At 69.7% G+C, this 24,877-nt stretch carries 22 protein-coding genes and 2 pseudogenes; 12 read left to right on the forward strand and 12 right to left on the reverse strand.

Annotation, left to right across the window (positions count from 1 at the left end):
* Window positions 1–4: 4 nt before the first annotated feature.
* Window positions 5–451: a hypothetical protein gene (locus G361_RS0137560; protein ID WP_019932304.1), complete on the reverse strand. Its 447-nt coding sequence runs from the start codon at window positions 449–451 to the stop codon at window positions 5–7.
* A 99-nt stretch (window positions 452–550) separates the two neighbouring features.
* On the opposite strand from G361_RS0137560, the gene G361_RS0137565 reads away from it, so the two are divergent.
* Window positions 551–1,270: a TrmH family RNA methyltransferase gene (locus G361_RS0137565; RefSeq protein ID WP_019932305.1), complete on the forward strand. Its 720-nt coding sequence runs from the start codon at window positions 551–553 to the stop codon at window positions 1,268–1,270.
* 3 nt (window positions 1,271–1,273) lie between these two features.
* On the opposite strand, the gene G361_RS0137570 is transcribed toward G361_RS0137565, so the two are convergent.
* Window positions 1,274–2,314, reverse strand: a complete 1,041-nt coding sequence (locus G361_RS0137570; protein WP_019932306.1) for a fused (3R)-hydroxyacyl-ACP dehydratase subunits HadA/HadB — start codon at window positions 2,312–2,314, stop codon at window positions 1,274–1,276.
* Between the two features lie 235 nt (window positions 2,315–2,549).
* On the reverse strand, window positions 2,550–3,455 hold the full coding sequence (locus G361_RS0137575; protein ID WP_019932307.1) for a hypothetical protein: 906 nt from the start codon (window positions 3,453–3,455) through the stop codon (window positions 2,550–2,552).
* 3,111 nt (window positions 3,456–6,566) lie between these two features.
* Here G361_RS0137575 and G361_RS0137590 point away from each other — a divergent pair.
* Together G361_RS0137590 and G361_RS0137595 are read left to right on the forward strand one after the other, a co-directional pair.
* Complete coding sequence (locus tag G361_RS0137590; RefSeq protein WP_026343987.1) at window positions 6,567–7,010, forward strand: DUF3151 domain-containing protein; 444 nt, start codon at window positions 6,567–6,569, stop codon at window positions 7,008–7,010.
* Between the two features lie 19 nt (window positions 7,011–7,029).
* Window positions 7,030–8,175, forward strand: a complete 1,146-nt coding sequence (locus G361_RS0137595; protein ID WP_019932311.1) for an FUSC family protein — start codon at window positions 7,030–7,032, stop codon at window positions 8,173–8,175.
* 286 nt (window positions 8,176–8,461) lie between these two features.
* Here G361_RS0137595 and G361_RS0137600 read toward each other — a convergent pair whose 3' ends face one another.
* Together G361_RS0137600 and G361_RS0137605 are read right to left on the reverse strand one after the other, a co-directional pair.
* Window positions 8,462–9,244 (reverse strand): site-2 protease family protein, encoded by a 783-nt coding sequence (locus G361_RS0137600; protein ID WP_026343988.1) that lies wholly within the window; start codon window positions 9,242–9,244, stop codon window positions 8,462–8,464.
* A 45-nt stretch (window positions 9,245–9,289) separates the two neighbouring features.
* The gene (locus tag G361_RS0137605; protein ID WP_019932313.1) at window positions 9,290–9,916 is read right to left on the reverse strand and encodes a hypothetical protein; all 627 of its coding nucleotides are present in this window, start codon (window positions 9,914–9,916) and stop codon (window positions 9,290–9,292) included.
* 349 nt (window positions 9,917–10,265) lie between these two features.
* Between G361_RS0137605 and G361_RS0137610 the strand changes: the two genes are divergently transcribed.
* Window positions 10,266–11,555, forward strand: coding sequence for an adenylosuccinate synthase (locus G361_RS0137610; RefSeq protein ID WP_019932314.1), 1,290 nt, complete (start codon window positions 10,266–10,268; stop codon window positions 11,553–11,555).
* 190 nt (window positions 11,556–11,745) lie between these two features.
* Entirely contained in the window at window positions 11,746–12,831 is a 1,086-nt protein-coding gene (locus G361_RS0137615) for a glycoside hydrolase family 76 protein (protein ID WP_026343990.1), read from the forward strand.
* A gap of 218 nt (window positions 12,832–13,049) precedes the next feature.
* On the opposite strand, the pseudogene G361_RS0137620 reads toward G361_RS0137615, so the two are convergent.
* Both G361_RS0137620 and G361_RS0137625 read right to left on the reverse strand, forming a co-directional pair.
* Window positions 13,050–13,685: pseudogene (locus G361_RS0137620) on the reverse strand (DedA family protein); the annotation flags it as partial.
* A 30-nt stretch (window positions 13,686–13,715) separates the two neighbouring features.
* Complete coding sequence (locus G361_RS0137625; protein WP_052173000.1) at window positions 13,716–14,363, reverse strand: DedA family protein; 648 nt, start codon at window positions 14,361–14,363, stop codon at window positions 13,716–13,718.
* A 246-nt stretch (window positions 14,364–14,609) separates the two neighbouring features.
* On the opposite strand from G361_RS0137625, the gene fbaA reads away from it, so the two are divergent.
* Both fbaA and G361_RS0137635 read left to right on the forward strand, forming a co-directional pair.
* Window positions 14,610–15,644, forward strand: a complete 1,035-nt coding sequence (fbaA, locus tag G361_RS0137630; protein ID WP_019932318.1) for a class II fructose-bisphosphate aldolase — start codon at window positions 14,610–14,612, stop codon at window positions 15,642–15,644.
* A gap of 127 nt (window positions 15,645–15,771) precedes the next feature.
* The gene (locus tag G361_RS0137635) at window positions 15,772–16,923 is read left to right on the forward strand and encodes a BTAD domain-containing putative transcriptional regulator (RefSeq protein WP_019932319.1); all 1,152 of its coding nucleotides are present in this window, start codon (window positions 15,772–15,774) and stop codon (window positions 16,921–16,923) included.
* 52 nt (window positions 16,924–16,975) lie between these two features.
* Here G361_RS0137635 and G361_RS0137640 read toward each other — a convergent pair whose 3' ends face one another.
* Window positions 16,976–17,284, reverse strand: a complete 309-nt coding sequence (locus tag G361_RS0137640; RefSeq protein WP_019932320.1) for an excalibur calcium-binding domain-containing protein — start codon at window positions 17,282–17,284, stop codon at window positions 16,976–16,978.
* 326 nt (window positions 17,285–17,610) lie between these two features.
* Here G361_RS0137640 and G361_RS0137645 point away from each other — a divergent pair, with 326 nt between their 5' ends.
* The gene (locus G361_RS0137645) at window positions 17,611–19,068 is read left to right on the forward strand and encodes a DUF4185 domain-containing protein (protein ID WP_369798037.1); all 1,458 of its coding nucleotides are present in this window, start codon (window positions 17,611–17,613) and stop codon (window positions 19,066–19,068) included.
* Here G361_RS0137645 and G361_RS0137650 read toward each other — a convergent pair.
* Window positions 19,062–20,552, reverse strand: coding sequence for a PLP-dependent aminotransferase family protein (locus G361_RS0137650; protein ID WP_019932322.1), 1,491 nt, complete (start codon window positions 20,550–20,552; stop codon window positions 19,062–19,064). The genes G361_RS0137645 and G361_RS0137650 overlap by 7 nt on opposite strands.
* Before the next feature lie 62 nt (window positions 20,553–20,614).
* On the opposite strand from G361_RS0137650, the gene G361_RS0137655 reads away from it, so the two are divergent.
* Together G361_RS0137655 and G361_RS0137660 are read left to right on the forward strand one after the other, a co-directional pair.
* The gene (locus G361_RS0137655; RefSeq protein WP_019932323.1) at window positions 20,615–20,839 is read left to right on the forward strand and encodes a hypothetical protein; all 225 of its coding nucleotides are present in this window, start codon (window positions 20,615–20,617) and stop codon (window positions 20,837–20,839) included.
* Between the two features lie 50 nt (window positions 20,840–20,889).
* Window positions 20,890–21,441, forward strand: coding sequence for a methylated-DNA--[protein]-cysteine S-methyltransferase (locus tag G361_RS0137660; protein ID WP_019932324.1), 552 nt, complete (start codon window positions 20,890–20,892; stop codon window positions 21,439–21,441).
* A gap of 8 nt (window positions 21,442–21,449) precedes the next feature.
* On the opposite strand, the gene G361_RS0137665 is transcribed toward G361_RS0137660, so the two are convergent.
* The 3 genes and pseudogenes from G361_RS0137665 to G361_RS0137685 form a co-directional block, all read right to left on the reverse strand.
* Window positions 21,450–21,854, reverse strand: a complete 405-nt coding sequence (locus G361_RS0137665; protein ID WP_019932325.1) for a hypothetical protein — start codon at window positions 21,852–21,854, stop codon at window positions 21,450–21,452.
* Window positions 21,855–22,164: 310 nt separating this feature from the next.
* Window positions 22,165–22,552 (reverse strand): annotated as a pseudogene (locus G361_RS48905) (helix-turn-helix transcriptional regulator); the annotation flags it as partial.
* 349 nt (window positions 22,553–22,901) lie between these two features.
* The gene (locus tag G361_RS0137685) at window positions 22,902–23,339 is read right to left on the reverse strand and encodes a hypothetical protein (protein ID WP_019932328.1); all 438 of its coding nucleotides are present in this window, start codon (window positions 23,337–23,339) and stop codon (window positions 22,902–22,904) included.
* 324 nt (window positions 23,340–23,663) lie between these two features.
* Here G361_RS0137685 and G361_RS50590 point away from each other — a divergent pair, with 324 nt between their 5' ends.
* Window positions 23,664–23,927 (forward strand): hypothetical protein, encoded by a 264-nt coding sequence (locus G361_RS50590; RefSeq protein ID WP_196814726.1) that lies wholly within the window; start codon window positions 23,664–23,666, stop codon window positions 23,925–23,927.
* Window positions 23,924–24,709, forward strand: a complete 786-nt coding sequence (locus G361_RS0137695; protein WP_019932330.1) for a DUF1922 domain-containing protein — start codon at window positions 23,924–23,926, stop codon at window positions 24,707–24,709. Before G361_RS50590 ends, G361_RS0137695 begins: the two co-directional genes overlap by 4 nt.
* Window positions 24,710–24,877 lie beyond the last annotated feature (168 nt).

Raw genomic sequence — 24,877 nt, forward strand, 5'->3', positions numbered from 1 at the left:
TCACTCACAGGCACAACATGATCCGGTCCCGGTCCGCCGGGTCCACCCGAATCGAAATCGTCTCGCCGACAGCGATTTTCGGCTGGTCGATCGGCGCGACATCGAAAACGATCGTGCCGCGGTAACTTTCGGAGCCCGGTACGGTCAGCTCCAGATCGAGCTGGGTGAGTTCGGTGTGGTGGTCGGTGCGGGTGAGCGGATGCACGCCCGCCACCGTCGCCCAGCCCTCCAGCCCGTGCCGCCGCAGCCGCCGGTCCGCCCGCGAGGGCACCTGGGCCCACAACATCCCGAGGCCCACACACGAGCCGAACGCGCCCACCAGCGCCATGATCTGATACGGCAGCGTCCCCGGCGGGGTGTGCCGCACGACCCAGCCCAGCCACAGACCGAGGATCATCAGGTACCCGGCGGTCACGCCGAGCACGGTGCGAAGAATGCGTGCGTGGTCCATCCGACCTCCACCACCGCTGCGACAACTCCAGGATAGGTCCGGCGGACCCGTTCCCGGGCGGCATCGGCCCGTACGGACCCCCGGTCGGCGGCCACTACGATGACGCTGGTGAACCAGGCCCCGCCATCCGACGACGAGCGACTCTCCGGCCCCGCGGCGGACGAATCGGTTCCGGGCCCCACCGAGTGGGGGGAACATCCGCACGGCGTCGGGCCGTGGGTGACCGAATTCGGGACGTCGGCGCCCGACGATCCGCGGCTGGATCCGGAACTGCTCGCCCACGGTGATCGGCGCAACGTGGTGGACGCCTACCGGTACTGGCGTCGCGAGGAGATCGTCGCGGATATCGACCGCCGCCGGCACCCGTTCCACGTCGCCATCGAGAATTTCGGGCACGACGCCAATATCGGGACCGTGGTCCGCACCGCCAACGCGTTCGCCGCGGCCGCGGTGCACATCGTGGGCCGGCGCCGCTGGAATCGCCGGGGTGCCATGGTGACCGACCGCTACCAGCACCTGATGCACCACGCGTCGGTCGGCGAACTGCTGGAATTCGCGGCGGCCGCGGGGCTGACCGTGGTCGCGGTGGACAACGTGCCCGGTTCGGTGCCGCTGGAGACGGCCGTACTACCCCGGGACTGCCTGCTGCTGTTCGGTCAGGAAGGCCCCGGGGTCACCGACGCCGCGCGGGACGCCGCCACGATGACGGTGTCCATCGCGCAGTTCGGCTCGACCCGCAGCATCAACGCGGGCGTCGCCGCGGGTATCGCGATGCACGGCTGGATCCGTCAGCACGCCGACCTGAGCGCGGCGTGGTGACCCTCAGCTGAGCTGCACCTGCGCGATGGCCCGGCCGAACAGCTTCTTCCCGGCCGAGGTGGCGCCCATCAGGACGGTCGCGGTCCGGCGCTCCGGGTCCAGCGACTTGATCCTGCCGGTGAAGTCGACCGCGGTGGTCTCGAACGGGTACACCGGCACGTAGCCCGCGAACCGCACGCTGTAGCTCTCGATCGCGGTCGGATCGCCGAGCCACTCGGTCAGGAAGTCCGCACCCAGGCCCATGGTGAGCAGGCCGTGCGCCACGACCGTCGGCAGCCCGGCCAGTTCGGCGGCCCGGTCGCTGAAGTGGATCGGATTGGTGTCGCCCGAGACGCCCGCGTAGTTCACCAGATCGCCGCGGGAGAGGCGGATGCTGGCCGCGGGCAGTTCCGCGCCGACGGTGAGATCCTCGAACTTCGGCAGCGTGTGCACGGTCAGCGCGCTACGGCTCACGGCCAGATCCGGCGCGACGTGCGCCTGCTCGAGCGGCAGATCCGACAGGGTCGGGGTCGCGCACTCGGCCTCGGTGTCGCGCATCACCACATCCTCGACCAGCCGCACGATATCGGGGTCGACCTGCTCGCCGAGCCGGACCACGATGGTCGCGACGCCGGTCTGCACCACCTCGCCGTGCTGGTCGATCATGGTGGCGCGGACCGCGACGAAGTCGTTGCCGCGCACCCGCCGGATCGACTCGATCTCCGTCTCGCAGTCCACCCGATCCCCGGCCAGCAGCGGCCGGTGCAGTTCGAAGACCTGATCGGTCTGCAGGATCTGCGACAGGTCGTAGTGCGAGAGCACCGTGTTGAGCAGGGCCTTGGTGGTGGTCATGCCGATCACCGACGAGAAGGTCGGCGGGGCGACGAGGGTGTCGTAGCCGAGCTTGCCGGCATCGGTCTCGTATCGGTGGGCGGGATGACTGTTGCGCACCGCGCGCGCGAACTCCCGGACCTTCTCCCGCCCGATGTCGTAGTGGTCGCTGACTCGGTAGTGCCGACCGGCCAGTTCCGTGGCAACCGGTGCGTCGGACGCCGACTCGGGCATGGTCCTGTGCTCCTGATTCCGATTCGCATAATCTGACGCAACCGCACGCCAGAATCCGGGCAATGCTACGGCGTCTGTGGACTGGCTTCCAGTTGTCTGTGATGTTCATCGCGCGACGCGGCGACAATGTCACAATGACGCCGTAACACGCGTACGACACGCAGGAAAATGCCGCGAATCCCCGATATCGGCGTGCCTTGCCGCGGTGGCTCCGGTGCGTCACCGCGGCGCGTCGTCAGCGGTTAGCGGGCGGATCGCAGACCTTCCAGTTGCCGTCGAGGTGCTGCAGATCGAAGGTGCGCGCGACCGGCTTGTCCGGCGCGGCATCGGTGTAGACGCCCGCCTGCGCGACCGCCTTGTCCCCGGTGATCTGGACGGATTCGATACTCGACACCTTCGGGATCTTCTTCTGATCGGCCGACAGTTTGTGCACGCCGTCGAACTGATCGGCCGCGATGTTCTGGTAGAAGTCGTGCAGCGGACCGCAGGTCGTATCGCGCAACTTGCCGAGATCACCGTCCGACAGCGCCGAGGTGTAGGACCCGATGGCCTTGCGCACCTGCGCTTCCGGCGAATTGCTGGTGGCGTGCTGCACCACCCCGATGACCACGCCGAGTACCACCAGCACCGCGACCACCGCCGCCGCGCCGAGGATCAGCGGACGCCGGAGCCCACCGGTGGTTCCCGTGGCCGCGGCGGCCGGCGGTACCTGCTGCGGCGCCGCCATCGGCCGGGGCCCGATGCCCGGTTTCGGGGACACCACCTGCGGCGCGGCGACCGTGGGCTGCGCATCGGCCGGCGACGGCGCGATACCCGGCCGCGGGGGCGCGGCATTCTGCGCGGGCGCCGACGGACCCTGCGGCCCCGCATTCTTCGGCCCCGCACCCGGCCGCGGCGTGACCGGCGGCTTGCCGACCGGCGCGGCGCCACCGGGCGCCGACACGATCCGATCGGTACCGGCCGCCGGACCGGTACGCAACTTCTCCGTGGCGCCCGGATCCGGGCGCTGCACCGGCAGAATCGTGGTCCGGTCGTTGGACGGGTCGGACACCTTCGGAATCGCGACGGTCTTCGGATCCTCGACCGAGGACTGCTCCATCGCGGCCCGCACCGCATCGACGGTGGCCCGGGGAATCGCCATCGTCTTCGCCTCGGACGCATCGTCTTCCGCCGTACCCGAACCGGAACCCGAACCCGCACCGGACCTTCCACCGGCAACGTTCCCGGCCCCCTGCTGCGCCGCGGGCCGATCCTGCGCAGGCGCCCCCGATTGCCCTGCCGCACCGGGCCGTTCCGGCCGCGTCCCCGGCTTGCCCTGTCCCGCAGGCGAATTCCCGAACCGCACGGTCTCTTCGTCGCCGTCGGCCGCCGCTCCCGGAATACCGCCCGGCACACCGGATCCACCCGGCGCCCCGGGCCGCCCCGGACCGCCGGACCGGGCCGGGCCACCCGGACCACCGCTCCCCGGCGCGACGACACCCGGCCGATCGACGACCCCACCCGACGCGGAGCCCGGCCCACCCGCCGCTCCCGCGGAACCGCTACCGAATACGTTGTTGCCCTGAACATTTCGCGAGTCACCCGACCCACGCCCGGACCCACCCGGCGCACTCCCGGAACCCGCGGCGGCAGAGCTCCCCGGCCCCCGGCCCGATTCACCGAACCCCTTGGGCCCCTGCGAACTACCGGACCCACCCGGCGCCCCGGCGGAACCACCGGAAGCACTCGCGGCCGCCCCACCGGAAACTGCCGAACCACCACCGGAACCACTGGACGCGCCACCGGGCCGCCCCGGCGAATTCACGCCGCGACCGAAACCACCCGCAGCACCGCCCTGCGCATTCCCCGGTCCACCCGGCGCACCCGAACCCGGAGCCGCCCCGGTCCCACCGGAGCCTGCCGGACCACCCGGTGCCCGCGTGGAACCACGAGATACCGCACCGGCACCACCCGCTGTTCCGCCGGACCCGGGCACCCCACCACCGGCTTGCCTGTCCGCGTCTCGGGACGTATCGCCCGCGGGACGTCCCGGCCCACCGGCGCTCCGAGTGTCGCCAACCGAACTACCTGGCCCACCGGGGGGGCGATTCGAGCCGACATTTCGAGGGTCGTCAGCGACGCCTCCGGGCCCACCCGGACGGCGATCCGCACCGGAACCCCGAGAGTCGTCGCCCGATCCGCCCGGCGAGCGGTCCGAGCCGGCGTTTCGGACGTCAGCAGGACCACCCAACCCACCCGGACGGCGAGTAGCGCCGGTACCCCGACTGTCGTCGGCGGGACTGCCCGGTCCGCCGGGCGAGCGGTTCGCGCCGGTACCCCGACTGTCGTCAGTGGCACTCCCTGGTCCGCCGGGCGAGCGGTTCGCGCCGGTACCCCGACTGTCGTCAGCGGCACTCCCTGGTCCGCCGGGCGAGCGAGTCGCGCCGGTACCTCGAGTGTCATCGGCAGGACTGCCCGGCCCGCCTGGTGAGCGAGTAGCGCCGATATTCCGAGCGCTGTCAGCGAAGCTGCCCAGCCCACTCTGGCGGCGAGTAGCGCCGGTGCCTCGGGTGTCGTCGGCAGGATTACCCGGTCCGCCTGGTGAGCGATTCGTGCCGGTGTCTCGGGTGTCGTCGGCAGGACTGCCCGGTCCGCCTGGTGAGCGAGTTGCGCCGGTACCCCGCGCGTCATCAGCGGGACCACCCATCCCACCCGGGGGGCGGGTAGCGCCGGTGCCTCGAGTGTCGTCGGCGGGATTACCCAGCCCACCTGTCGAGCGGTTCGCGCCGGTACTCCGAGCGTCCTCGGTGGAACTGCCCGGTCCTCCCTGGGAGCGGTCCGAGCCGGTGTTTCGGATGTCGGCGGGACTACCCGATCCGCCCGGGGAACGGTTCGAGCCGACGTTTCGAGAGTCGTCTGCGGAGCCACCCGGTCTGCCGGGGGAGCGGTTCGCGCCGGTGTCCCGAGTGTCGTCAGCGGGGCGGCCCGGCCCGGATGTGGGGCGGCTCGCGCCGTAGTTCCGAGTCTCGTCGCCGGAGCCGCCTGCCGCACTCGACTGATTACCAGCGCCGCGGGTGTCGTCAACCGGCTGACCGAACATGCTCACGGAGCTGCTGGAAGGGGTCCCCGGGCCTCCCGCAGTGTCTTCCGTACCGCGCTTGTCATCGACCATGCGGCCGAACATGTTCACCGAACTGGATCTGTCCGCAGGGCGGTCCGGGGCATTCCCCGTGTCACGCTTGTCGTCGGCAGGGCGGCCGAACATGTCCACCGAGCTGCCGGAATCGTCACCCGGCCGCCCGGATGAGGGGGAGCCGCCACCGGCTGCCGATCCACCCGGCGTCCTACCGGAGACACTGTCGGCGGAACCACCCGGACGGCCGCTCGCGGCGTTGCCGCTGACCGCAGAGTCCCCCGCACTACCGGATGACCGGCCCGATGCCGCAGACGCACCGAGACCCCCACCATCGGGCCGCCCGCCCGAAGCTGCCGAACCGCGGAGCCCTCCGCCGGACTGTCCGGCCGCAGCGGATGCCGAGCCGGACGCCGCCTCTGTCGAGCCGAATCGACCGGGCACCCGGGACGATGTGCCACCCTGAGCGTCGGACCGCCCGGGAACGGAACCGCCGGATGCAGGCGAGCGACTGGACGTTCCCGCCGAGCCGCCGGACGCCGCGGCCGCGTCACCGGATCCACCGCTCGACCCCTTCGACGCGTCACCGGAACCGGCCCCACCGGATCCTTCCGCAGGACGGGACGCATCGGTCGACCGCCCGAACATGTCGACATCACCACTGGGCCGCCGCGATGCATCGGAACCACGAGCACCCGAGTTCGCCGCATCCGCCCGATCCGCGCCACCACTGCCCCGATCGGGGGACTTCCCTGCCCGGTCCCCGGCCGAGCCGGTCGGCACCGGGGTGGTCGCGTCGGCGCCGGACTGGTCCGCGGCCGGTTTCGCCGTCTTGGCGGACGGTGTGCGGCGGAACACCTGGGTGCGCGCCGACGGGGACGCCAGCGGTTCGGTGGGTGCGCTCGGGCCAGGCGCGCGGGCGATGCGCTGGGTCTGCGCCGTTTCGGGCGCGTCACCGGAGCCGGATGACGGGGTGCGGGACGGACGCTGCTCGGCACCCGAACCCGGTTGCGGCTTCTGGTCGTCGTTCAGGTCGGACACTTGCTACCCCTCGCTCGGCATCGGCGGTCAATCGTTCTACAGGGATGTACCGTCGGTCAGCCTAACGAGCAATTCGGGCGCCGGTGCACAATGAAGCGCATGACCTCGTTCGGTGATCTGCTCGGACCCCAACCGGTACTACTGCCCGAAATCTCCGATGCGGAGGACGCGCTGCTCGGCAAAGAGGATCCGGTGCAGGTCGCGGCCGCGCATCCGGCCGCCTCCGTGGCCTGGGCACAGCTCGCCGAGGATGCCCTCGACCGGGCCGACGCCGCCGGGACGGAGATCGGCCTCGATACCGTCGCCGCCTACGCCTTCGCACGGACCGGTTACCACCGCGGCCTGGATCTGCTGCGCCGCAACGGCTGGAAGGGTTTCGGCCCGGTGCCGTGGAGCCACGAGCCCAACCGCGGCTTCCTGCGCAGCGTCGGTGCGCTGGCCAAGGCCGCCCGCGCGATCGGCGAGACCGAGGAGTACGCGCGCTGCCTCGACCTGCTCGAGGACTGCGATCCCCGCGCCGCCGCCGAACTCGGCCTGAGCTGACGGCCGGTACCAGCGGCAATTGACCAACGGAACCTCGTTCGACGCTGTCCGTGACACGAGTCGGCAGCGTCTGCACAACGGCTGGCAGCGACTGCGCCGGTCGGCGCTGCCGATCCTGCAGTGCGCGGTCGGTGCGGCGCTGTCCTGGTTCATCGCGCATCGGGTGATCGGCCATCCCCAGCCGTTCTTCGCGCCGACCGCCGCCGTCGTCTCGATCGGCGTCTCGTTCGGCGCGCGGTTGCGGCGGTCGGTGGAGTTGGTGGCCGGCGTCACCGTCGGAATCGGCATCGGGGATTTCTTCATCTCCCGGGTCGGGACCGGACCGTGGCAGATCGCGCTGGTGGTCGCGGTGGCCATGTCGATCGCGATCTTCCTCGACGGCGGCGCCATCATCCCGATGCAGGCGGCCGGTTCGGCGGTGCTGGTCGCGACGCTGATGCCGCCGCACACCGGCGGCAGCGGCCTGCGCATGATCGACGCCCTGATCGGTGGCCTGGTCGGCGTGGTCGTGGTGGCGGTCATCCCGCTGCATCCGGTGCGCCGGGCCCGCCGCCAGGCCGCGGACATCCTGGGCGTGATGAGCGCCGCACTGGTCCGCTGCGCCGACGGACTGCACGAACAGGATCCGGAGAAGATCCGTACCGCCCTGGATTCGGTGCGCGGCACCCAGCCGCAGATCGACAGCCTGCGCAGCATCCTGGAGGGCGGTCGCGAGCTGAGCCGGGTGTCCCCGCTGTACTGGAACGCTCGCACCCGGCTCGACGCCCTGCGCGCGACCGCGGACCCGCTCGACAACGCGGTCCGCAACACCCGCGTGCTGTTGCGCCGCGCGCTCAGCCTGGTCCTGGACGACGAGATCCTGAACCCGCGACTGGTCGACGAGGTCGAGCAGCTCGGCGCGGCCACCGATGTGGTCCGTCGTTTCATGCTGGTGGGCCCGCGCGAACAACCGGACGCCGCGGAGACCACCCGGATCCTGCGCCGGGTCGCCAAGGGCGCCACGAAGGATCTGATCGACGACGCGGGACTGTCCGCGCACGTGGTGTTCGCCCAGATCCGCTCGGTCGTGGTGGATCTGATGCAGGTCTGCGGGGTGCGCCGGCTGTCCGCGCTCGCGCTGCTGCCGCCGACGGTGAACCGGCCGTACGTGGAGCCCGTGGACTGATTCCGGCCACTTTTCGGGTAGTGCGCTACTCGTGTGACCGGCGTACCGGCCCAATACCGTTCATGGTGTGACCGCGTCCACGAGGGGTGGCGCGGTCACGGAGTTCGCACCGGTGGTGGATCGCCAGGTCGGCCGGAGGCGCGAATCCGCCGACGCCGGGCCGCCACGCCATGGGAGGGGCAGGCCGGCCCGGGGCAGCGATTCGCAGGGTGTGGCGGCGGGCACCGGTCCGGCGGCCACCCCGGCGCGGACAGACATCCGGCTCGGCGCCGGAAGCGGACCGGGCTCAGCGCCAGAAGCGGACCAGGTAGTCGCCGTAGGCGGCCCACAGCGACGGCACCCCGGACAGCTCGAACAGGTGGTCCACGATGCCGAAGAACACCGAGTTCAGCTGCGGGATCCACAGGATCGCCAGCAACAGCAGCAACCCGTACGGCTTGATCTGATCCAGCGATCGCCGGGTCTGATAGCTCAGCGACGGTTCGAGGATCCCGTACCCGTCGGTGCCCGGTACCGGCAGCAGATTCAACAGGGTGGCGGTCACCTGCAGGAAGGCCAGGAAGCTGAGCCCGAACCAGAAGGCCGGATGGCTGTGGGTGGAGCCGAACAGCCGCACGATCACCAGCAGCACCACGGCCAGCACCGCGTTGGAGGCCGGCCCGGCCGCGCTGATCAGCCGTTTGGTGCGATCGGAGAAGTTGCCGGACTGCAGGTAGACCGCACCGCCGGGCAGCGCGAACCCGCCGAGGGCGATGAACAGGATGGGCAGCCCGATCGACAACAGCGGATGGCTGTAGCGCAACGGGTTCAGCGTGAGGTACCCGCGCATCTCCACTTCCCGGTCGCCGGCCCGCCACGCGGTGTAGGCGTGCCCGAACTCGTGCAGGCACACGCTCACGATCCAGCCGAAGACCACGAGGACGAATACGCCGAGCTTGGCCAGATTGGAGGTCAGTTCGGCATTCCAGGCGACCACGCCACCGGCGGCGGTCAGCGCCACCAGCAGCAGGAAGATCGGACTGGGCCGCACCGCGCCCGTGGCGCGCCTGGCCCCGAAAGTACTGCTCACTTGCTCGGACCCCCTCTGTGACTCATCGAACCGGCGGCGGCCGCGTCATCGAACCAGCAGCCACGGCTCATTGTGCCGGTAGAACACCGAGCGTGGCACGGTTCGTTCGGCGACGATGCCGTCCCGCACCACCAGGGCGCCGGGTGTGCCCAGTTGCACCGCGCGGCCGGCGATCCAGCGCCGCTTGCGGAATCCCCGCTGCACCGCGGCCCGCACGCCGGGCAGTTCGAGGGTGGGCGAGATGTGCAGCGCCGCGACCTTACCGGTGAACAGCCGGACGTCGTCGACATAGGCCTCACCGGTCAGTTTGGCACCGCCGGTGCCGGTCACCGCGGCCCGGCCGACCAGGACCGTGCCGGTGTCGTCGCGGATCAGCGGGGTCGGCGCGGCCTTACCCTCGACCGCCCGTTTGGCCGCCGCGGATCCGGTGCCGGTCTGATACGCGCGGGAGCCGTAGGTGCGATCCACCGGCACGTAGCCGATCTCGAGGCTCAGCCGTTCCAGCCGCAGCAGATGCGTGAGCACCGCGGCCAGTCCGGCGTCCTCGCCGAGCACGATCAACCGGGGCTGGCTGCCGTCCGCGCCGAGGATGGGCAGCAGTTCGTCGAGATCGGAGGTGTCCGGGATCGCGGAGGTCTGCGTGATCGGTAATGGCGCCAGCGTGATCGGCACCGGAGCTCCGTTGCAGCGGAGAACGTGAGTACTCAACAGCGATACGTCCCATCGCCGACCGGCACCCGGTCGTCCATCCTCAACGGACCTGACAACACCATCGCCCTCGCTGCGCCGGGCGGACCCCGAGCGGTCCGCCGTTCGCAGTCACCATAGCCGCGACGTCCCGGATTCGCTGCTGTGAAACGACGAGCCGGGCTGTGTCCTTTCGGCCCGTGGCGGGTGCTGTGCGGTGCACGACCGGGCCGGTTTCGGCCATCCATTAGACTGTCCACCCGGCCACCGCCTCGGAAACGGCAGGTAGCTGCAACATCCGCGATGTTGCGCGTCTAACCGTAGGAGACTCCACATGCCGGCAATCGTCCTGATCGGCGCCCAATGGGGCGACGAGGGTAAGGGCAAGGCTACCGACCTGCTCGGCGGGCGGGTCCAGTGGGTGGTCCGCTACCAGGGCGGCAACAATGCCGGGCATACGGTGGTGCTGCCCAACGGTGACAATTTCGCGCTGCATCTGATCCCCTCCGGCATCCTCACCCCCTCGGTGACCAATGTCATCGGCAACGGCGTGGTCGTGGATCCGGGTGTGCTGCTGGCCGAACTGTCCGGTCTGGAGCAGCGCGGCGTCGACACCGGCAAACTGCTGCTGTCCGCGGACGCGCACCTGATCATGCCGTATCACGTGGCCATTGATAAGGTCACCGAGCGTTTCCTCGGCAACAAGAAGATCGGCACCACCGGCCGCGGTATCGGTCCCTGCTACCAGGACAAGGTGGCCCGCGTGGGCGTGCGGGTCGCCGATCTGCTGGACGAGAAGATCCTCACCCAGAAGGTCGAGGCCGCCCTGGAATTCAAGAACCAGGTGCTGGTGAAGATCTACAACCGCCGCGCGCTGGATCCGCAGCAGGTGGTCGACGAGGTGCTGACCAAGGCCGAGGGCTTCGCACATCGGATCAGCGATACCCGCCTGCTGCTCAACCAGGCGCTGGAACGCGACGAGACCATCCTGCTGGAGGGTTCGCAGGGCACCCTGCTCGACGTCGACCACGGCACCTACCCGTACGTGACCTCCTCGAATCCGACCGCCGGCGGCGCCGCGGTGGGTTCGGGCATCGGCCCGAACCGGATCGGCACGGTGCTCGGCATCCTGAAGGCGTACACCACCCGGGTCGGTTCCGGCCCGTTCCCGACCGAACTGTTCGACGAGTCGGGCACCTATCTCGCCAAGACCGGCGGCGAGGTCGGCGTCACCACCGGCCGCGCCCGCCGCACCGGCTGGTTCGACGCGGTCATCGCGCGCTACGCCACCCGGGTCAACGGCATCACCGACTACTTCCTCACCAAGCTGGACGTGCTGTCGAGTCTGGATCGGGTGCCGATCTGCGTCGCCTACGAGATCGACGGCGAGCGGGTCGAGCAGATGCCGACCACGCAGACCGAATTCCACCACGCCAAGCCGATCTACGAGGAGATGCCGGGCTGGTGGGAGGACATCTCCGGGGCGCGGACCTTCGAGGATCTGCCCGCCGCCGCCCGCGCCTACGTGCTGCGGCTGGAGGAGCTGTCCGGCGCGCGGATCTCCTGCATCGGCGTCGGCCCGGGCCGCGATCAGACCATCGTCCGGCACGACGTCCTGGCGTGACGGCGGGCATGACGCGAACCGCGCCGAGGTAACAATTCAGGCGCGAAATGTCGGACCGGCCTGGCACCATGGAGCCATGACTTCGCGGAGCGAGGATGCGCCGGCGTCGCATCCGCAGCCGCGGCGCGCCCGGCCACCCGCCGACCGCGCGATCGAGCCGACCGCAGCAGTGTGGGCGGAGCGAGCGAACATGGCCGAATCCGCGGTGCTGTCCCGGCACCTGCGGGTGCTGTGGGGAATTCCGGGGGCCGAGCTGGCCGTGGTGGGCTGGCCCGCCACCCGTCGCGAACGGGTCTTCGCGACCTGGGACTACTGGTGGCAGGCCCATCTGCTGGACTGTGCGATCGATGCCGCGAATCGGGAGGCCACCCCGGTGCGCACCCGGCACATCGCGGCGATCGCCCACGGCATCCGGGTCCGCAACATCACCGGCTGGACCAACGACTACTACGACGATATGGCCTGGCTGGCCCTGGCGCTGGAACGTGCCGACCGTACCCGCGGCGCCGCCGAACTGCGCGGCGGGCTGACCGCCCTGGAGAAGGAGATCGTCGAGGGCTGGGAGCCGCAGGCCGGCGCGATGCCGTGGCGCAAGGGTGCGGACTATTTCAACGCCCCGGCCAACGGTCCGGTCGGCATCCTGCTGGTCCGCCTGGGCCGACACGCCCGAGCGCGGGAGATCGCCGACTGGCTGCACCGGACGCTGCGCGATCCGGAGACCGGCCTGATCCTCGACGGTATCCACCTGCCCTCCGGTGAGCTGGAGCAGCCGATCTTCACCTACTGCCAGGGCACGGTGCTCGGCCTGGAAACCGAATTGGCCGTCCACACCGGCGAATTCGAGCATGTCGAGCGGGTGCAGCAGTTGCTGCGGGCGGTCGAGGAGCAGCTCACCACCGATTCGATCGTCACCGGCGGCGGTGGCGGTGACGGTGGCCTGTTCAACGGCATCCTGGCCCGCTACCTGGCGCTGGTCGCGGTGGCGCTGCCCGGTGAGGGCGCCGCCCAGGTCGCCGCGCGGCGGACCGCGGCGCGGATCGTCACCCGTTCGGCGCGGGCGGCGTGGGATCACCGCCTGGAGGTGGAGGGCGAGCCGTTGTTCGGCCACGACTGGTCGCGACCGGCCCGGATGCCCACCGGCACCTTCGGCGCGGGTTACGTCGGCGCGGGCGGATCGGTGGTGGCGTCCCGCAGTCCCGAGCGCGACCTGTCGGTGCAACTGTCCGGCTGGCTGCTCATGGAGGCCGCGCACCTGGTCACCGCCGCCGGATTCTGAACCGCGAGTGCGGCTTTCGGACCTGCGACTCAGATCTCGGTGGCCCGCCTGGGCCGATTGCCGACGGCGCGACCGGGCAGCGACACCGGCGGCCGATAGTAGGTGGGTTCGGCGATCCGCGGCAGGGGCACGGTATCCGGGGCCGGCCGATAGTAGGCGGGCTCGGTGCCCCGCGGCAGCGGCATGGTATCCATGGCCGCGTCGTCGTGCGCCGACTCGTCGATATCGAAATCCACTGTCGGACGGGTCATCTCGATCCGGTACTGCCGGATTCCGACCGCGGTGCCCAGTACCAGTCCGGCCACCAGCGTCCCGGTCACGACCGGCATCAACCACGGCACCCGATCCAGGAAACCGCCCGCGTAGAAGCCCACCAGCAGCAGCACCGGCGCCCACAGCACCGCGCCGATCGTGCTGGCGACGGTATAGCGGCGGTGGTTCATCCGCGCCGCGCCGGCGACCAGCGGGCACAGCGTCCGCACCCACGGCACCCAGCGCGCGACCAGCACCGCGAGGAAGCCGTGCCGATGCAGCAGATCCGTCACCCGGCCCAGATTGCGGGCGTTGATATAGCGGCCGTTCTTGCGCGCCACCAGGCGATGTCCGGTGCGATGCCCGACCAGGTAGCCGACCTGATTGCCGCCGATCGCCGACACCATGGTGCCGATCACCAGCCCCCAGACCTGGATGTGGCCGGATTCGTGCGAGGCCAGCACCACACCCGCGGTGAGCAGCATCGAATCACCGGGCAGGAACAGGCCGATGATGAACGCGCACTCCAGGAAGACGAAGACCAGGACGACGGTCCAGACGAGCGCCGGCCCGGCGGAGTGCAGGGCGCCCGTGCCGACCAGCGCGTGCGATAGCGGGGTGGGCAAGGCGTCTCAGCGGGTGGGCTCGTTGACGTGAACGTCGGTGCGGGCGGTGGCGGGAGCGGGGGCGCGGTTCAGCAGCCGCTTCCCGATCGAGATGATGCCCGGAAGCACCGAGATCAGCACGATGAGCAGGAAGATCGCCTCGACGTGGTCGCGGATGAACGCGACGTTGCCCAGGAAATATCCGAGGATGGTGACGCCGCCACCCCACAGCACGCCACCGACGATGTCGAAGGTGACGAAGGTGCGGTAGTCCATCTTCGACACGCCGGCCAGCACCGGCATGAAGGTCCGGACGATCGGGACGAATCGGCCCAGGATGATCGTCTTGGGCCCGTGCTTCTCGAAGAACTCGTGCGTCTCGGTCACATAGCTCTGTTTGAAGAAACGCCCGTCCTGCCTCTGGAACAGGGCGGGACCGATCGACCGGCCGATCCAGTACCCGCTCTGATCACCCAGGAAGGCGACGATCGCGACCGCGGGCACGAGCACCCAGATGGAGACCGGCGGATGGACCGTCGCCGCGAGCAGGCCGCCGGTGAACAGCAGCGAATCGCCCGGCAGGATCGGGAACAGCAGACCGGTCTCGATGAAGACCATGATCAGGATCGCCGGCAGTACCGCATTCTTCAGCCAGGTCTCCGTCAGCAGATGCATCGGATCCAGCAGCCCCTTGACACCGGAGCTGCTGGCGAGGACGTCGGAAACTGCCAGCAAGGTCACGGCCCCCACAGTACCGGTCGAACCCGAATAGCACCGAACGTCTCGGCAACCTCACAGGGCCCCCGAATCGGGTTCTCCGGTGCGGGGCGGGTTTCGCCGGAATCACACGGGATCTTAATCTGTGTGTCGACAGATTTTCCGCGCCGCATCCGGCGGCCGCACAGACGGAGGTCACTCGAGATGCCCATCGCGACTCCGGAGGTCTACGCCGAAATGCTCGGTCGGGCCAAAGAGAACTCCTTCGCCTTCCCCGCGATCAACTGCACGTCGTCGGAGACGATCAACGCCGCGATCCGCGGTTTCGCCGAGGCGGGCAGTGACGGCATCATCCAGTTCTCCACCGGCGGTGCCGAGTTCGGCTCGGGCCAGGGTGTGAAGGACATGGTCGTCGGCGCGGTCGCGCTGGCGGAGTTCGCGCACGTGATCGCGGCTCGGTACGGCGTCACGATCGCGCTGCACACCGATCACTGCCCCAAGGACAAGCTGGACACCTTCGTCCGGCCGCTGCTGGCCATCTCGCAGGAGCGAGTGCGGTCCGGGCGGCCCCCGCTGTTCCAGTCCCACATGTGGGACGGTTCCGCGGTGCCGATCGACGAGAACCTCGACATCGCCAAGGAACTGCTGAAGCAGGCCGCCGCCGCGAACATCATCCTCGAGGTGGAGATCGGCGTCGTCGGCGGCGAGGAGGACGGCGTCGAGGCCGAGATCAACGAGAAGCTGTACACCTCCTCGGACGATTTCGCGAAGACCATCGACGCGCTCGGCGCCGGTGAGAACGGCAAGTACCTGCTGGCCGCCACCTTCGGCAACGTGCACGGCGTGTACAAGCCGGGCAACGTGGTGCTCAAGCCCGAGGTGCTGGCCGAGGGTCAGCGGGTCGCCACCGCCAAGCTCGCCCTGCCGGAGGGCTCGAAGCCGTTCGACTTCGTGTTCCACGGCGGTTCGGGCTCGCTGAAGTCCGAGATCGACGAGTCGCTGCGGTACGGCGTGGTGAAGATGAACGTCGACACCGACACCCAGTACGCCTTCACCCGCCCGATCGCGGGCCACATGCTCGCCAACTACGACGGTGTGCTGAAGATCGACGGCGAGGTCGGCAACAAGAAGTTCTACGACCCGCGCAGCTATCTGAAGAAGGCCGAGACCGCCATGGCGCAGCGCGTCATCGAGGCATGCAACGACCTGCGCTCGGCCGGGAAGTCGGTCAGCGCGTAGCGGTTCGCACGGCGCCCGGCCGGGCCGCGGGGAACCGGCCGGGCGTGTCGCCGGTCCGCGCGTACCGGCCGGCTCCCCGGGAACTCTCGCCCGAGCGGCTCCGAGATCGACTTGATGAGGCGTCAACGTGTACGGCCAAGAACACGGCGAGGCGGATCACCATCCGTCGGTCGATGTGCGGGTCCTCGGTCCCGTCCGGCTGCTGATCGACGGCGTGCCGCTGCCCGTCGGCGGCCCGAAGCCGCGGGCGTTGCTGGCCGCGCTCACGGTGAACCGGCGGCGCGCGGTGAATTCGCAGGCGCTCGGCGACATGGTGTGGAACGAACAGCCGCCGGACGCCTATCAGGCCAGCCTGCAGGTGTTCGTCTCGAATATCCGCAAGGCCCTGCGCACCGCGGGCGTCGATCCGGCGGCCGTGCTGCGCACCGAATCCGCCGGCTACCGGCTGGAGATCGCCGACGAGAACTGTGATCTGGGCCGGTTCGAGGCCGCCCGGCGAGCCGGGGCCGCGGCCGCGGAGGCGGGCCGGTCCGAACGCGCGGCCCGCCTGTTCGCCGACGCGCTGGCCCAGTGGAGCGGCGCCGCTGTCGACGATCTGCCCGGTCTGGTGTTCGCCGAACGCTTCGCCGTCGCGATGGACGAGGAGCGGTTGCTGGTCACCTCGGCCCGCATCGACGCCGATATCGCCTGCGGCCGGGCGCCGGCCGTGGTCGGCGAACTGGTCACGATGACCACCGCTCATCCACTGCGGGAACCGTTGTGGGTGCAGCTGATCAGCGCGCTGTACCTGTCCGGCCGGCAGGCCGACGCGCTGGAGGCGTGCCGCCGGGTGCGGACGGTACTGGCCGACGAGCTGGGTATCGATCCGGGCCCGGCCCTGCTGGAACTGGAACAGCGCGTGCTGCGTCAGCAGCCGCTGGACACCGAGGCCATCGCCCGCGCCGAACGCATGGCGAAGGCGATGACCGAGACCGTGACCGAACGACCGCGGGCCCGCGGCGGCCGGTTGCACCTACCCGACGGATCCACCGTGGCGATCGAATCCGGCGGCCTCAAGATCGGCCGGATGACCGACAACGATCTGGTGCTGGAGGATCCGAAGGTCAGCCGGTACCACGCGCAGATCCAGACCGCACGCACCGGCCTGGTGATCCGCGATCTGCATTCGGCCAACGGCGTCTACGTCAACGACGAACCGATCGATGAGGCCGGTGTACTCGCCGACGGCGACGAAGTGCTGATCGGTGGAACCGTCCTGCGCTTCGAGGCGCAGTCCTGAGATCGCCGCGGGGTGCGGACCCGCGGTGGACGAGAATTCGATGCGCGCGGACTCAGTGCGCGCAGGCGACGCCGGTGCCCTTGGGATCCAGCAGCACGCTGTACCCGGGCTGACCCGGAAAGATCGGACCGCGACCGTCGGCCCAGACCTGTTCGCAGTTCAGGTAGTCCTTCTTGTTCTTGTCGCTGCTCTTGCTCGGCCCCGGTACCAGCTGACCACGTGGCCCGACGACCAGATTCGAGCCGTCGGCTCCGGAGTTGCCGGAGGCGGCCGGGGCGGCGGTGGCCGTCGCGGCGCCACCGATGAGCAGAGTGGCGGCCGCGACCGCGGGGAGTAATGCACTGACGAGTGAAATCTTCACGATGACAATCCTGTTCGGAGGTTCCCATCCACTGTAGGTCGTTTCGGCCGTGCGGCGTGGGATGGCCCGATTGTGCTGTTCATCCCAGTAGAGTCGGCGTTCGGCGAAACGGTGTGGCGCACGGATTTCCGGCCACACCCGGAATACGCATTCCTCGAGGGGTTGGTTCAGTGCTCATTGCGCGGCTCGTCACGGGTCTCGTCACGCCGATCGCGCGACTCGCGGGGGTGTCACCGCCGGACCTCGTCGAGGTCCCGTCGACCGCGCGGCCCGGCAAGGTGCGGACGAGCGTCGCTGCGCGGAGTGCGAACTCGCCCGCCCGGCTGCTGGCCGTCACCGGCGCGGCCGCGCTCACCTGGGTCGCCGTCACCGCCGTGCCGGCCACGGCCGACAGCGAGAACGATTCCGCGGCAACGACTCCGGGCGCTTCGGTAGCGGGTATCGGCCCGTGCGCCGCCGATCCCGCGCCGGTGCACCAGTCGCTGGTACCGAAGACGCTGGAGGTGCCGGTGCCCTACCCGGTGCCGACGATCGACCCCGGCCCGCCGAAACCGACTGCGCCGCAACGGATCCGGATGGACCTACCGGCCGACCCGTGCACGAACCCCTGCCCCGATCTCACCGACGTCCCCGAGCCGGAGAGCCTGCTGAGTCGGCTGGGCCTGCCCGAACTGCGGATCAACCCGCAGCCGTTCTATTTCGCGATACCCGGTGGCCCGCCGCCGGCGCCGGCGCAACCGGCGCCGCCGAATCTCCGGCCGCCGACCGACGCCGCGCCACGGGTGGCCGCCCGGCCCGCACCGCGGATCGGCGATGTGCACGAGGTGGCCAAGGAGACCGGCGCCGATTCGATCAATCGCACCGACAAGCGCTGGCAGGTGTACGGCACCGATCTGGGCATCATGTGGGAGAGCGCCCCCGGCGAGATCGCGATGGCCTTCGGCGACACCGTCGGCCGCGGATTCCACCCGCCCGGCGGGATGGGCGGCGACTGGCGCAGCAATCTGATCGCCTTCTCCAGCAACCGGGATCTCCAGCGCGGCATGGTGATCGACCGCATGGTCACCGATACCCGTTGTCACGCAGCCGAAGTGCTCGACAGCCGCAAGGCCGACAACATCGAGATCACCACCATCCCGACTTCCGGCTTCGCACTGGGGAATCGGCAATACCTGAGCTACATGTCGATCCGCACCTGGAACAGCATCCCGGGCACCTTCTACACCAACTACGGCGGTATCGCCTACTCCGACGACCACGGCGAGACCTGGACCAAGGATCCGTACGCGCACTGGGACAACATCTTCGGGCTCGCGAATTTCCAAGTGGGCGCGATGGTTCCGCACGGCGACTACGTCTACCTGTTCGGCACCCCCAACACCCGGCTGGGCGCGGTGGGCCTGGCCCGGGTGCCCGCCGATCAGGTGCTGAACCCGACCGCCTACCAGTACTGGAGCAACGGCGACTGGACCCCGGTCGGCGGCGCGGCCGCGGCCACCCCGATCGTGGACGCACCCGCCGGTGAGCTGTCGGTGCGCTTCGACGCCTCGCGCGACGTCTGGCAGATGAGCTATCTGGACACCGCGCAGGCGGCGATCGTGGTCCGCGAATCCGATGCCCCGCAAGGGGAATGGTCGGCGGGCACGCCGACGGTGACGGTCGCCGACTTCCCGGAGCTCTACGGCGGTTTCATCCACCCGTGGTCCAGCGGCCCGGATCTCTGGTTCACCATCAGCACCTGGAGCGACTACAACGTCTACCTGATGCACGCCACCGTTCAGTAGCAGGTCGCCGGAGCCAGCGGTTCGGTGGCGTGCGGGGTGAGCGCGGCGTAGGCGGCGGCGATACCCTTCACCGCCACGAGCAGATCCGGTTCCTCCTGGGTGTACGGGAGCCGGACGAAGCGTTCGAAGGCGCCCTGCACCCCGAACCGCGGCCCGGCCGCCAGCAGTACCCCGTGATTCGGCGCGGTCGCCGCCAGCGCGGTGGAGACCGGCGCCGGCAGCTGTACCCACAGCGACATGCCGCCCGCACCGGACACCACCCGCCAGTCCGGCAGTTCCTCGGCGAGCACCGCCAGCAGCGCGTCGCGGCGACTGCGCAGCTGATCGCACCGCCGGGCGCGGATGACATCGGCGCGTTCCAGCAGATATGCGGTGGCCAGCTGATCCATCACCGGGGTGCCCAGATCGACCGTCGAGCGGGTGCCCAGCAGCTTGGTGATCAGCGCCTGACCGGCCCGGACCCAGCCGACCCGCAGGCCACCCCAGAACGATTTGGACGCAGAGCCGATCGTCACGATCTCCGAACCCCGGGCGAAGGCGGCGACCGGCGGCTGCGCGCCGCCGTCCAGCTGCTGATCGACCATGGATTCGTCGATGATCATCGTCATCCGGGTCTCGCGGGCGATCGCGGCCAGTTCGGCGCGGCCCTCGGCATTCATCAACATGCCGGTGGGATTGTGGAAATCCGGCACCAGGTACGCGGTGCTCGCCGCGGTCTGCCGGGCGGCGCTGCGGATACCGTCCAGATCCCAAGCGGCGTCGGGATATTCGGGACACAGCGGCACCGGCACCGGCCGCGCGCCGACATCGCGGATCGCCTCGATGGCATTGGGATAACTGGGATGTTCGATGAGCACCCGTTCGGCCGGCGCGGTCAGCACGTTGAGCAGCAGCCGCAGGCCGTGCTGCGCGCCGAGGGTGACCAGGATCTGCTCCGGATCGGTGGGCAGACCGCGTTCGGTGTAGCGGCGCGCGATCGCCTCGCGCAGCGACAGCACGCCCACCGGATCCATCCCGTGCGTGCCGAGGAAGATCGGAAGTCCCTGCAGCGCGGCCGAATACGCGTCACCCATCTCCGGCGGCGCGGACATCGCGGCATAGGTGAGGTCGATGGCCGGCTGTTCGGCCGCATCCATCGACACCAGAATGCTGCGGGCCGGCTTGCTGCCGTCGTGGGTCACGGTGGGCGGCAGCGCGACGGTGCTGCGGGAGCCCTGGCGGCTGATCAGATAGCCGTGCTCGCGCAGCAGGGTGTACGCGGAGGTGACGGTGGTCCGGCTGACCTCGAGCGCCGCGGCCAGATCGCGCTCGCTGGGCAGGGCCACGCCCAGCGGCGCCCGGCCGTCGTGGATCAGCAGCCGGATGCTCTCCGCCAGTGCCAGGTAGGCGGGCCGGGAGGGGCGGCGCGCGGAGTCGCCCTCGTCGTACCGCCAGCGGCCGAGGTCGCGGGTCAAGGTCGCAGCGCTGATCACCCGATGTGCCATACGGTCCAGTATCGGTCCGGTGGATCTTTTGTTCAAGTCCAGTTCCGGCGCACGCTGAGACGATGATCTCCTCTCTCGCCGCCGTGGCGATGGTCGGGCTGTACGCCTGGATCATCTACCGGTGTGCCCCCAAACCGGGTGAACGCGGCCACAGCCTGCTGGAGCGCTATCGCCCGCACGCGCCGATGGCGGACTGGTCGATGCCACCGGACCATTACGATCGCATGCGGCAATATGCCGATCTCCGGGCGCTGCACGCTCGCGAAAAGCAGTCCAGTTCCGAATAACTGGACCTGCAGATGTGAGAAATGTCGGTGCCGCGAGGCACACTGGTCATATGGCCGAATCCGATGGCGCCCACGCGGCGGTGTTGTTCGATACGCCGATCGGGGTCTGTGCCCTGGCGTGGACCGAGCTGGGGATCGTGCGCTTCCGGTTACCGGAGTCCACACCGGACGAGGCGACCATGCGCGCCCGGTTCACCCGCGCGCGGCTGCACGAAACCGAGCCCGGTGAGCTGGCGCGCGAGGTGATCGCGGCGGTGCGGCGGCACCTGTCCGGCCGATTCGACGATTTCCGCTGGATCCCCTTGGACCACACCGGAGTTCCCGAATTCCATCGCGAGGTGTACCGGGTCACCCGGGCCATCGATCCGGGCCGCACCCTCGGCTACGGTCAGGTCGCCGCGCGCGCCGGCCGCCCGCACGGAGCGCAGGCGGTCGGTCAGGCCATGGGCCGCAACCCGATTCCGCTGATCGTGCCCTGCCATCGGGTGCTCGCCGCCGACCATGCGCTGCACGGCTTCTCGGCTCCCGGCGGTCTCGCGACCAAACAGCGCCTGCTGGAGATCGAGCAGACCCCCGGCTTCGGGGAGCCCATGCTGTTCTGAACCGGCCGCTACTGCGGCTGCTGACCCTGGCTGCCCGGGTTCAGCGCGTTCTGTAGGCCCTGCACGACCTGATCGGGCACCGCATCGGGCACCTGTACATCGTTGTTGCCGACCCGCACGGTGCGCGGCACCGGATCGGGCGTCGGTTCCGGGGTCGGCGTGCTCGGGCGCGGCCGGCTGTATCCCGGTGCGGGAGCCTCGGTCTGGGGCTGGGCCTGATGCAGTTCCACCGGCTGATCCGAGTCGGGCGCCGGCGCCGCCGGCGGTGGCGTGTCCGCACCCCCGGGGGCGGGAACGCTGGGGGTGGTCACCCCCGGCTGCACCGGACCCGGCGCGGAATGCGCCACGGCGGCGCAGGCGATACCGACGACGACCGGCACCGAGGCCAGTGCGACCCGAACGCCCGCCTTCACATATCGAATTCGACGCGCCACGTCGAGACACCGCCTTGTCGAGATATGGTGTTGACCCTGTGGGCGGCCCGATGGTTCACCCGTCAGCATCGTAGCCGCAGCCAAGGCCCCTAGCTATCCGGCCGATCGACTCCGGCGGAACTCCGGTGTTACCTACACTGCCCCAATGGATCTGCTGTTCTCGGCGATCGGCTACCTGGTTTTCCTGGCGCTGCTCCGAACCTTCTGGATGGCGCTGCGCGAATTGACGAGTCATCACTGAACGATCGGTGGCGATCCGGTGAATGCGCTGTCCGGCAGCACATTACATTCACTGTCCAGCCCCCTGCCGCATTCCGGCGATCGCGCACGTATCGCCGGAAGCGGGCCCACCGTGCACCAACTCGCCGAGCGCCTCGCGATCGGCGAGGTCGAGTCGATGCAGATCCGGTACAGATGACCCTCGACCGTGCGCACCGAGACCGTCAGCCGATCGGCGACCTGCCGATTCGACAGCCCCGCCGCGACGAGGATTCTCGCGCTCCCGCACGGTCAGCGGCAGCGGTTGCGCCGATTGCCCGCAACGCCGGGGTGACGGCCCCGCCGCAGGCCGCAGCCAGCCGGTTCGCGGCCGCCGCCGATTCCGACAGCCAGCCCCGATCACCGTCGCGGTCGTGCGCGGAGGCGGCCTGCGCGGCCGCGTCGGCGGCCGAGAGCAGCATCGTGCTCCGTATATCCGCCCACCATATGCGCGAAACCCCCCAGCGGAATACTGCGCGCCGATTCGGTCCCGGCCACCCACCGGATTCCCGCCGACCCCCGCCGTGGCCCGCCGCGCCGGCGTCGTCTTACCGACCCCGACATCCCCGGTCGGCACCACTCCGACGATCCCGGTACCCGTGAGTGTTTCGCGAATCGCGACCGATTCGGCGACCCGTTCGACCATCGGCCGACTTCCAGCCGTGAATTCACTCTGATGCTCTGCGGGAGCTGTGAAACGGGCGCGTGAAAAGTGGATGTGCACAGAGGATTCCGGGTGTGGCGACAAGAAAAGGCAGCTCGGTGAGTTCACCCGGCACGGTGGCGGGCGCGAGTGCAGGTGGCGCAGCGACCGGAGGATTCGTGGACGACATGACCGGGCAGTCGTCGTCGCCGGGTCGTCATGGGCCGTCCGCAGCCCAGGCAGTGGGTCGGACGCGTTGCGCGCCAGTGCAATTCGACATGACCGCGCACGATCTCCCGTAGTTCGTGCTCGGTGGCCGCGTCGCCGCGGCAGATCACTCCCGCCATCACGACGCCGTCGGCGACGCGTGGTCGCACGTCGTCGTCGAGGGTACCGGCGGTCAGGGCGTCGAGGGCGCAGGCGCGAAATCGGTCGCGTGGGCATTCGACGCGACACCGGTGCTGGGCTGTCGCCACAACCGGATCGAGATGCCAGTCGGCGCGCTCGGCGGGTTGCAGGAAGCCCGGATGATCGGTGCAGGGTACGGGCTCGGTCGGGGGCAAGAAGGTTCTCCTGATTCGATGGCCCGCCTCGGCGCTGACCCTACGTGTTGCAATTTGGTACATGCAACATGAGTCGAAAATGCACGTGCATCGACAACGATTTCGCATATTTACGCACGTAGTTCTGGTGAGCGTGTTGCAACTCTTGATTGCAACAACAAGTCCGAGTTGGTAGTTTCGGGGTGCGATCGGGTGGGTAAAACTTGCCCGGTTGCACCGCTGAAGGTCCACTTCGGCGCTCGACAACCTGGCGGGGGCCCACATTCCCACCGTGCCCCCTCATGTGCGGGGCTCTCGCCGGGTACCGCTTTGAAGGATCGTTCTATGTCCATTGCATACATCGAATGTCTACCTGCGCCGAAGACACGCGCACGGGAGCGGGAGAACCGCAGATTTGCGGAGGAACTGCAGGCCAGACCGGGCACCTGGGCGGTGTATCCGTGGCCGACGCGGTCGCCGCACTCGACCAAGCATCGGATTCGTGCCGGCCTCACGGCGGCCTTCGGCCCCGGCTTCGAGGCGGAAGTGCGCGATGGTGTGGTTCATGTGCGGTATGCCGTGTACGGGCAGGAAGAGGTCGGCGCGTGACAGTGCTGGTCGGTCGCGATCGAATCTCGAGGGCGCTGCGCGGCATTCCCGAACTGCTCGGCGAACTCGATGTGACGCTCAGCCGAACCGACGCGATCGGCGATCCGGATACCCGCTCGGCGTCGCGGCCCGGCCCGGAGCGTTCGCTGCCCTACCATATCGGTGCCTCGAACGTCCGCGGCGAACTCGTCCGGGTGTTACGCGAACTCGTCGTGCAGGCGGGGTCCACCCCGGGCTCCGGGCCGGAACAGGATGCGGCGCATCTGTTCGCGCGGTTGCCCGAACTGACCGACGACTCGCCGGTCCTGTCCGGGTTGGCGCAGGTCCTGGTACCGACCGTCGAATGGGCCCGCCGGGTGATCGATCGACCGGCCGAGCGGTTCACCCTGGGGATCTGCGAGTGCGGCGTCGCGTTGCACGCCGCCGACGAAGCGGAGACCGTCGACTGCCGGTGCGGCCGGACCCACGACGTGCGCGCCCGGCGCAATGCCCTGCTCGCGCAGGCGCAGAGCCGGCTGGGCACAGCCGCCGAGCTGGCCCGCCTCGTTACGTCCGTTTCCGAGATGCCGCTCACGGCTGCGCTGATCCGTCAGTGGGCGGCACGCGGCAAGCTGGCCAAGTACGAGATCGGGGGCCGGACGGTCTACCGCATCGGTGACGTCCTCCGCCTCCACCACCGGCCACCGGCCCCCACAACCCGAGGGCGCGGCGCCCTGTTGGTCAGGTTCTGTGGCGTCACTCGGCGGGGGATAGGCTTGCAGCCACAGGCCCCTTCCGAATGAACGATCAGGGGGGTCCCGATCCACACCGACGACCCGACGTGCGACGCGAAAAACCGCGTCCGCCAACGATGTTGGTCGTTTCGGCAGTCGTCTCGAAGCACCGGATAGGCTGAAGCCACCGGCGAACACGATGCCGAATCCCGGACAGCGGGCCGATCCGGTCCGCTG

Origin of the sequence: Nocardia sp. BMG111209, assembly GCF_000381925.1 — a bacterium.
In the GTDB taxonomy this organism is placed as follows: domain Bacteria; phylum Actinomycetota; class Actinomycetes; order Mycobacteriales; family Mycobacteriaceae; genus Nocardia.

What these genes read in the sequence shown, in the direction of transcription:
- G361_RS0137560 (WP_019932304.1), bottom strand. Translation starts at nt 451, where the DNA reads ATGGACCACGCACGCATTCTTCGCACCGTGCTCGGCGTGACCGCCGGG.
- G361_RS0137565 (WP_019932305.1), top strand. Translation starts at nt 551, where the DNA reads ATGACGCTGGTGAACCAGGCCCCGCCATCCGACGACGAGCGACTCTCC.
- G361_RS0137570 (WP_019932306.1), bottom strand. Translation starts at nt 2,314, where the DNA reads ATGCCCGAGTCGGCGTCCGACGCACCGGTTGCCACGGAACTGGCCGGT.
- G361_RS0137575 (WP_019932307.1), bottom strand. Translation starts at nt 3,455, where the DNA reads ATGGCGATTCCCCGGGCCACCGTCGATGCGGTGCGGGCCGCGATGGAG.
- G361_RS0137590 (WP_026343987.1), top strand. Translation starts at nt 6,567, where the DNA reads ATGACCTCGTTCGGTGATCTGCTCGGACCCCAACCGGTACTACTGCCC.
- G361_RS0137610 (WP_019932314.1), top strand. Translation starts at nt 10,266, where the DNA reads ATGCCGGCAATCGTCCTGATCGGCGCCCAATGGGGCGACGAGGGTAAG.
- G361_RS0137615 (WP_026343990.1), top strand. Translation starts at nt 11,746, where the DNA reads ATGGCCGAATCCGCGGTGCTGTCCCGGCACCTGCGGGTGCTGTGGGGA.
- G361_RS0137625 (WP_052173000.1), bottom strand. Translation starts at nt 14,363, where the DNA reads ATGCATCTGCTGACGGAGACCTGGCTGAAGAATGCGGTACTGCCGGCG.
- fbaA (WP_019932318.1), top strand. Translation starts at nt 14,610, where the DNA reads ATGCCCATCGCGACTCCGGAGGTCTACGCCGAAATGCTCGGTCGGGCC.
- G361_RS0137650 (WP_019932322.1), bottom strand. Translation starts at nt 20,552, where the DNA reads ATGGCACATCGGGTGATCAGCGCTGCGACCTTGACCCGCGACCTCGGC.
- G361_RS0137655 (WP_019932323.1), top strand. Translation starts at nt 20,615, where the DNA reads ATGATCTCCTCTCTCGCCGCCGTGGCGATGGTCGGGCTGTACGCCTGG.
- G361_RS0137660 (WP_019932324.1), top strand. Translation starts at nt 20,890, where the DNA reads ATGGCCGAATCCGATGGCGCCCACGCGGCGGTGTTGTTCGATACGCCG.
- G361_RS50590 (WP_196814726.1), top strand. Translation starts at nt 23,664, where the DNA reads ATGTCCATTGCATACATCGAATGTCTACCTGCGCCGAAGACACGCGCA.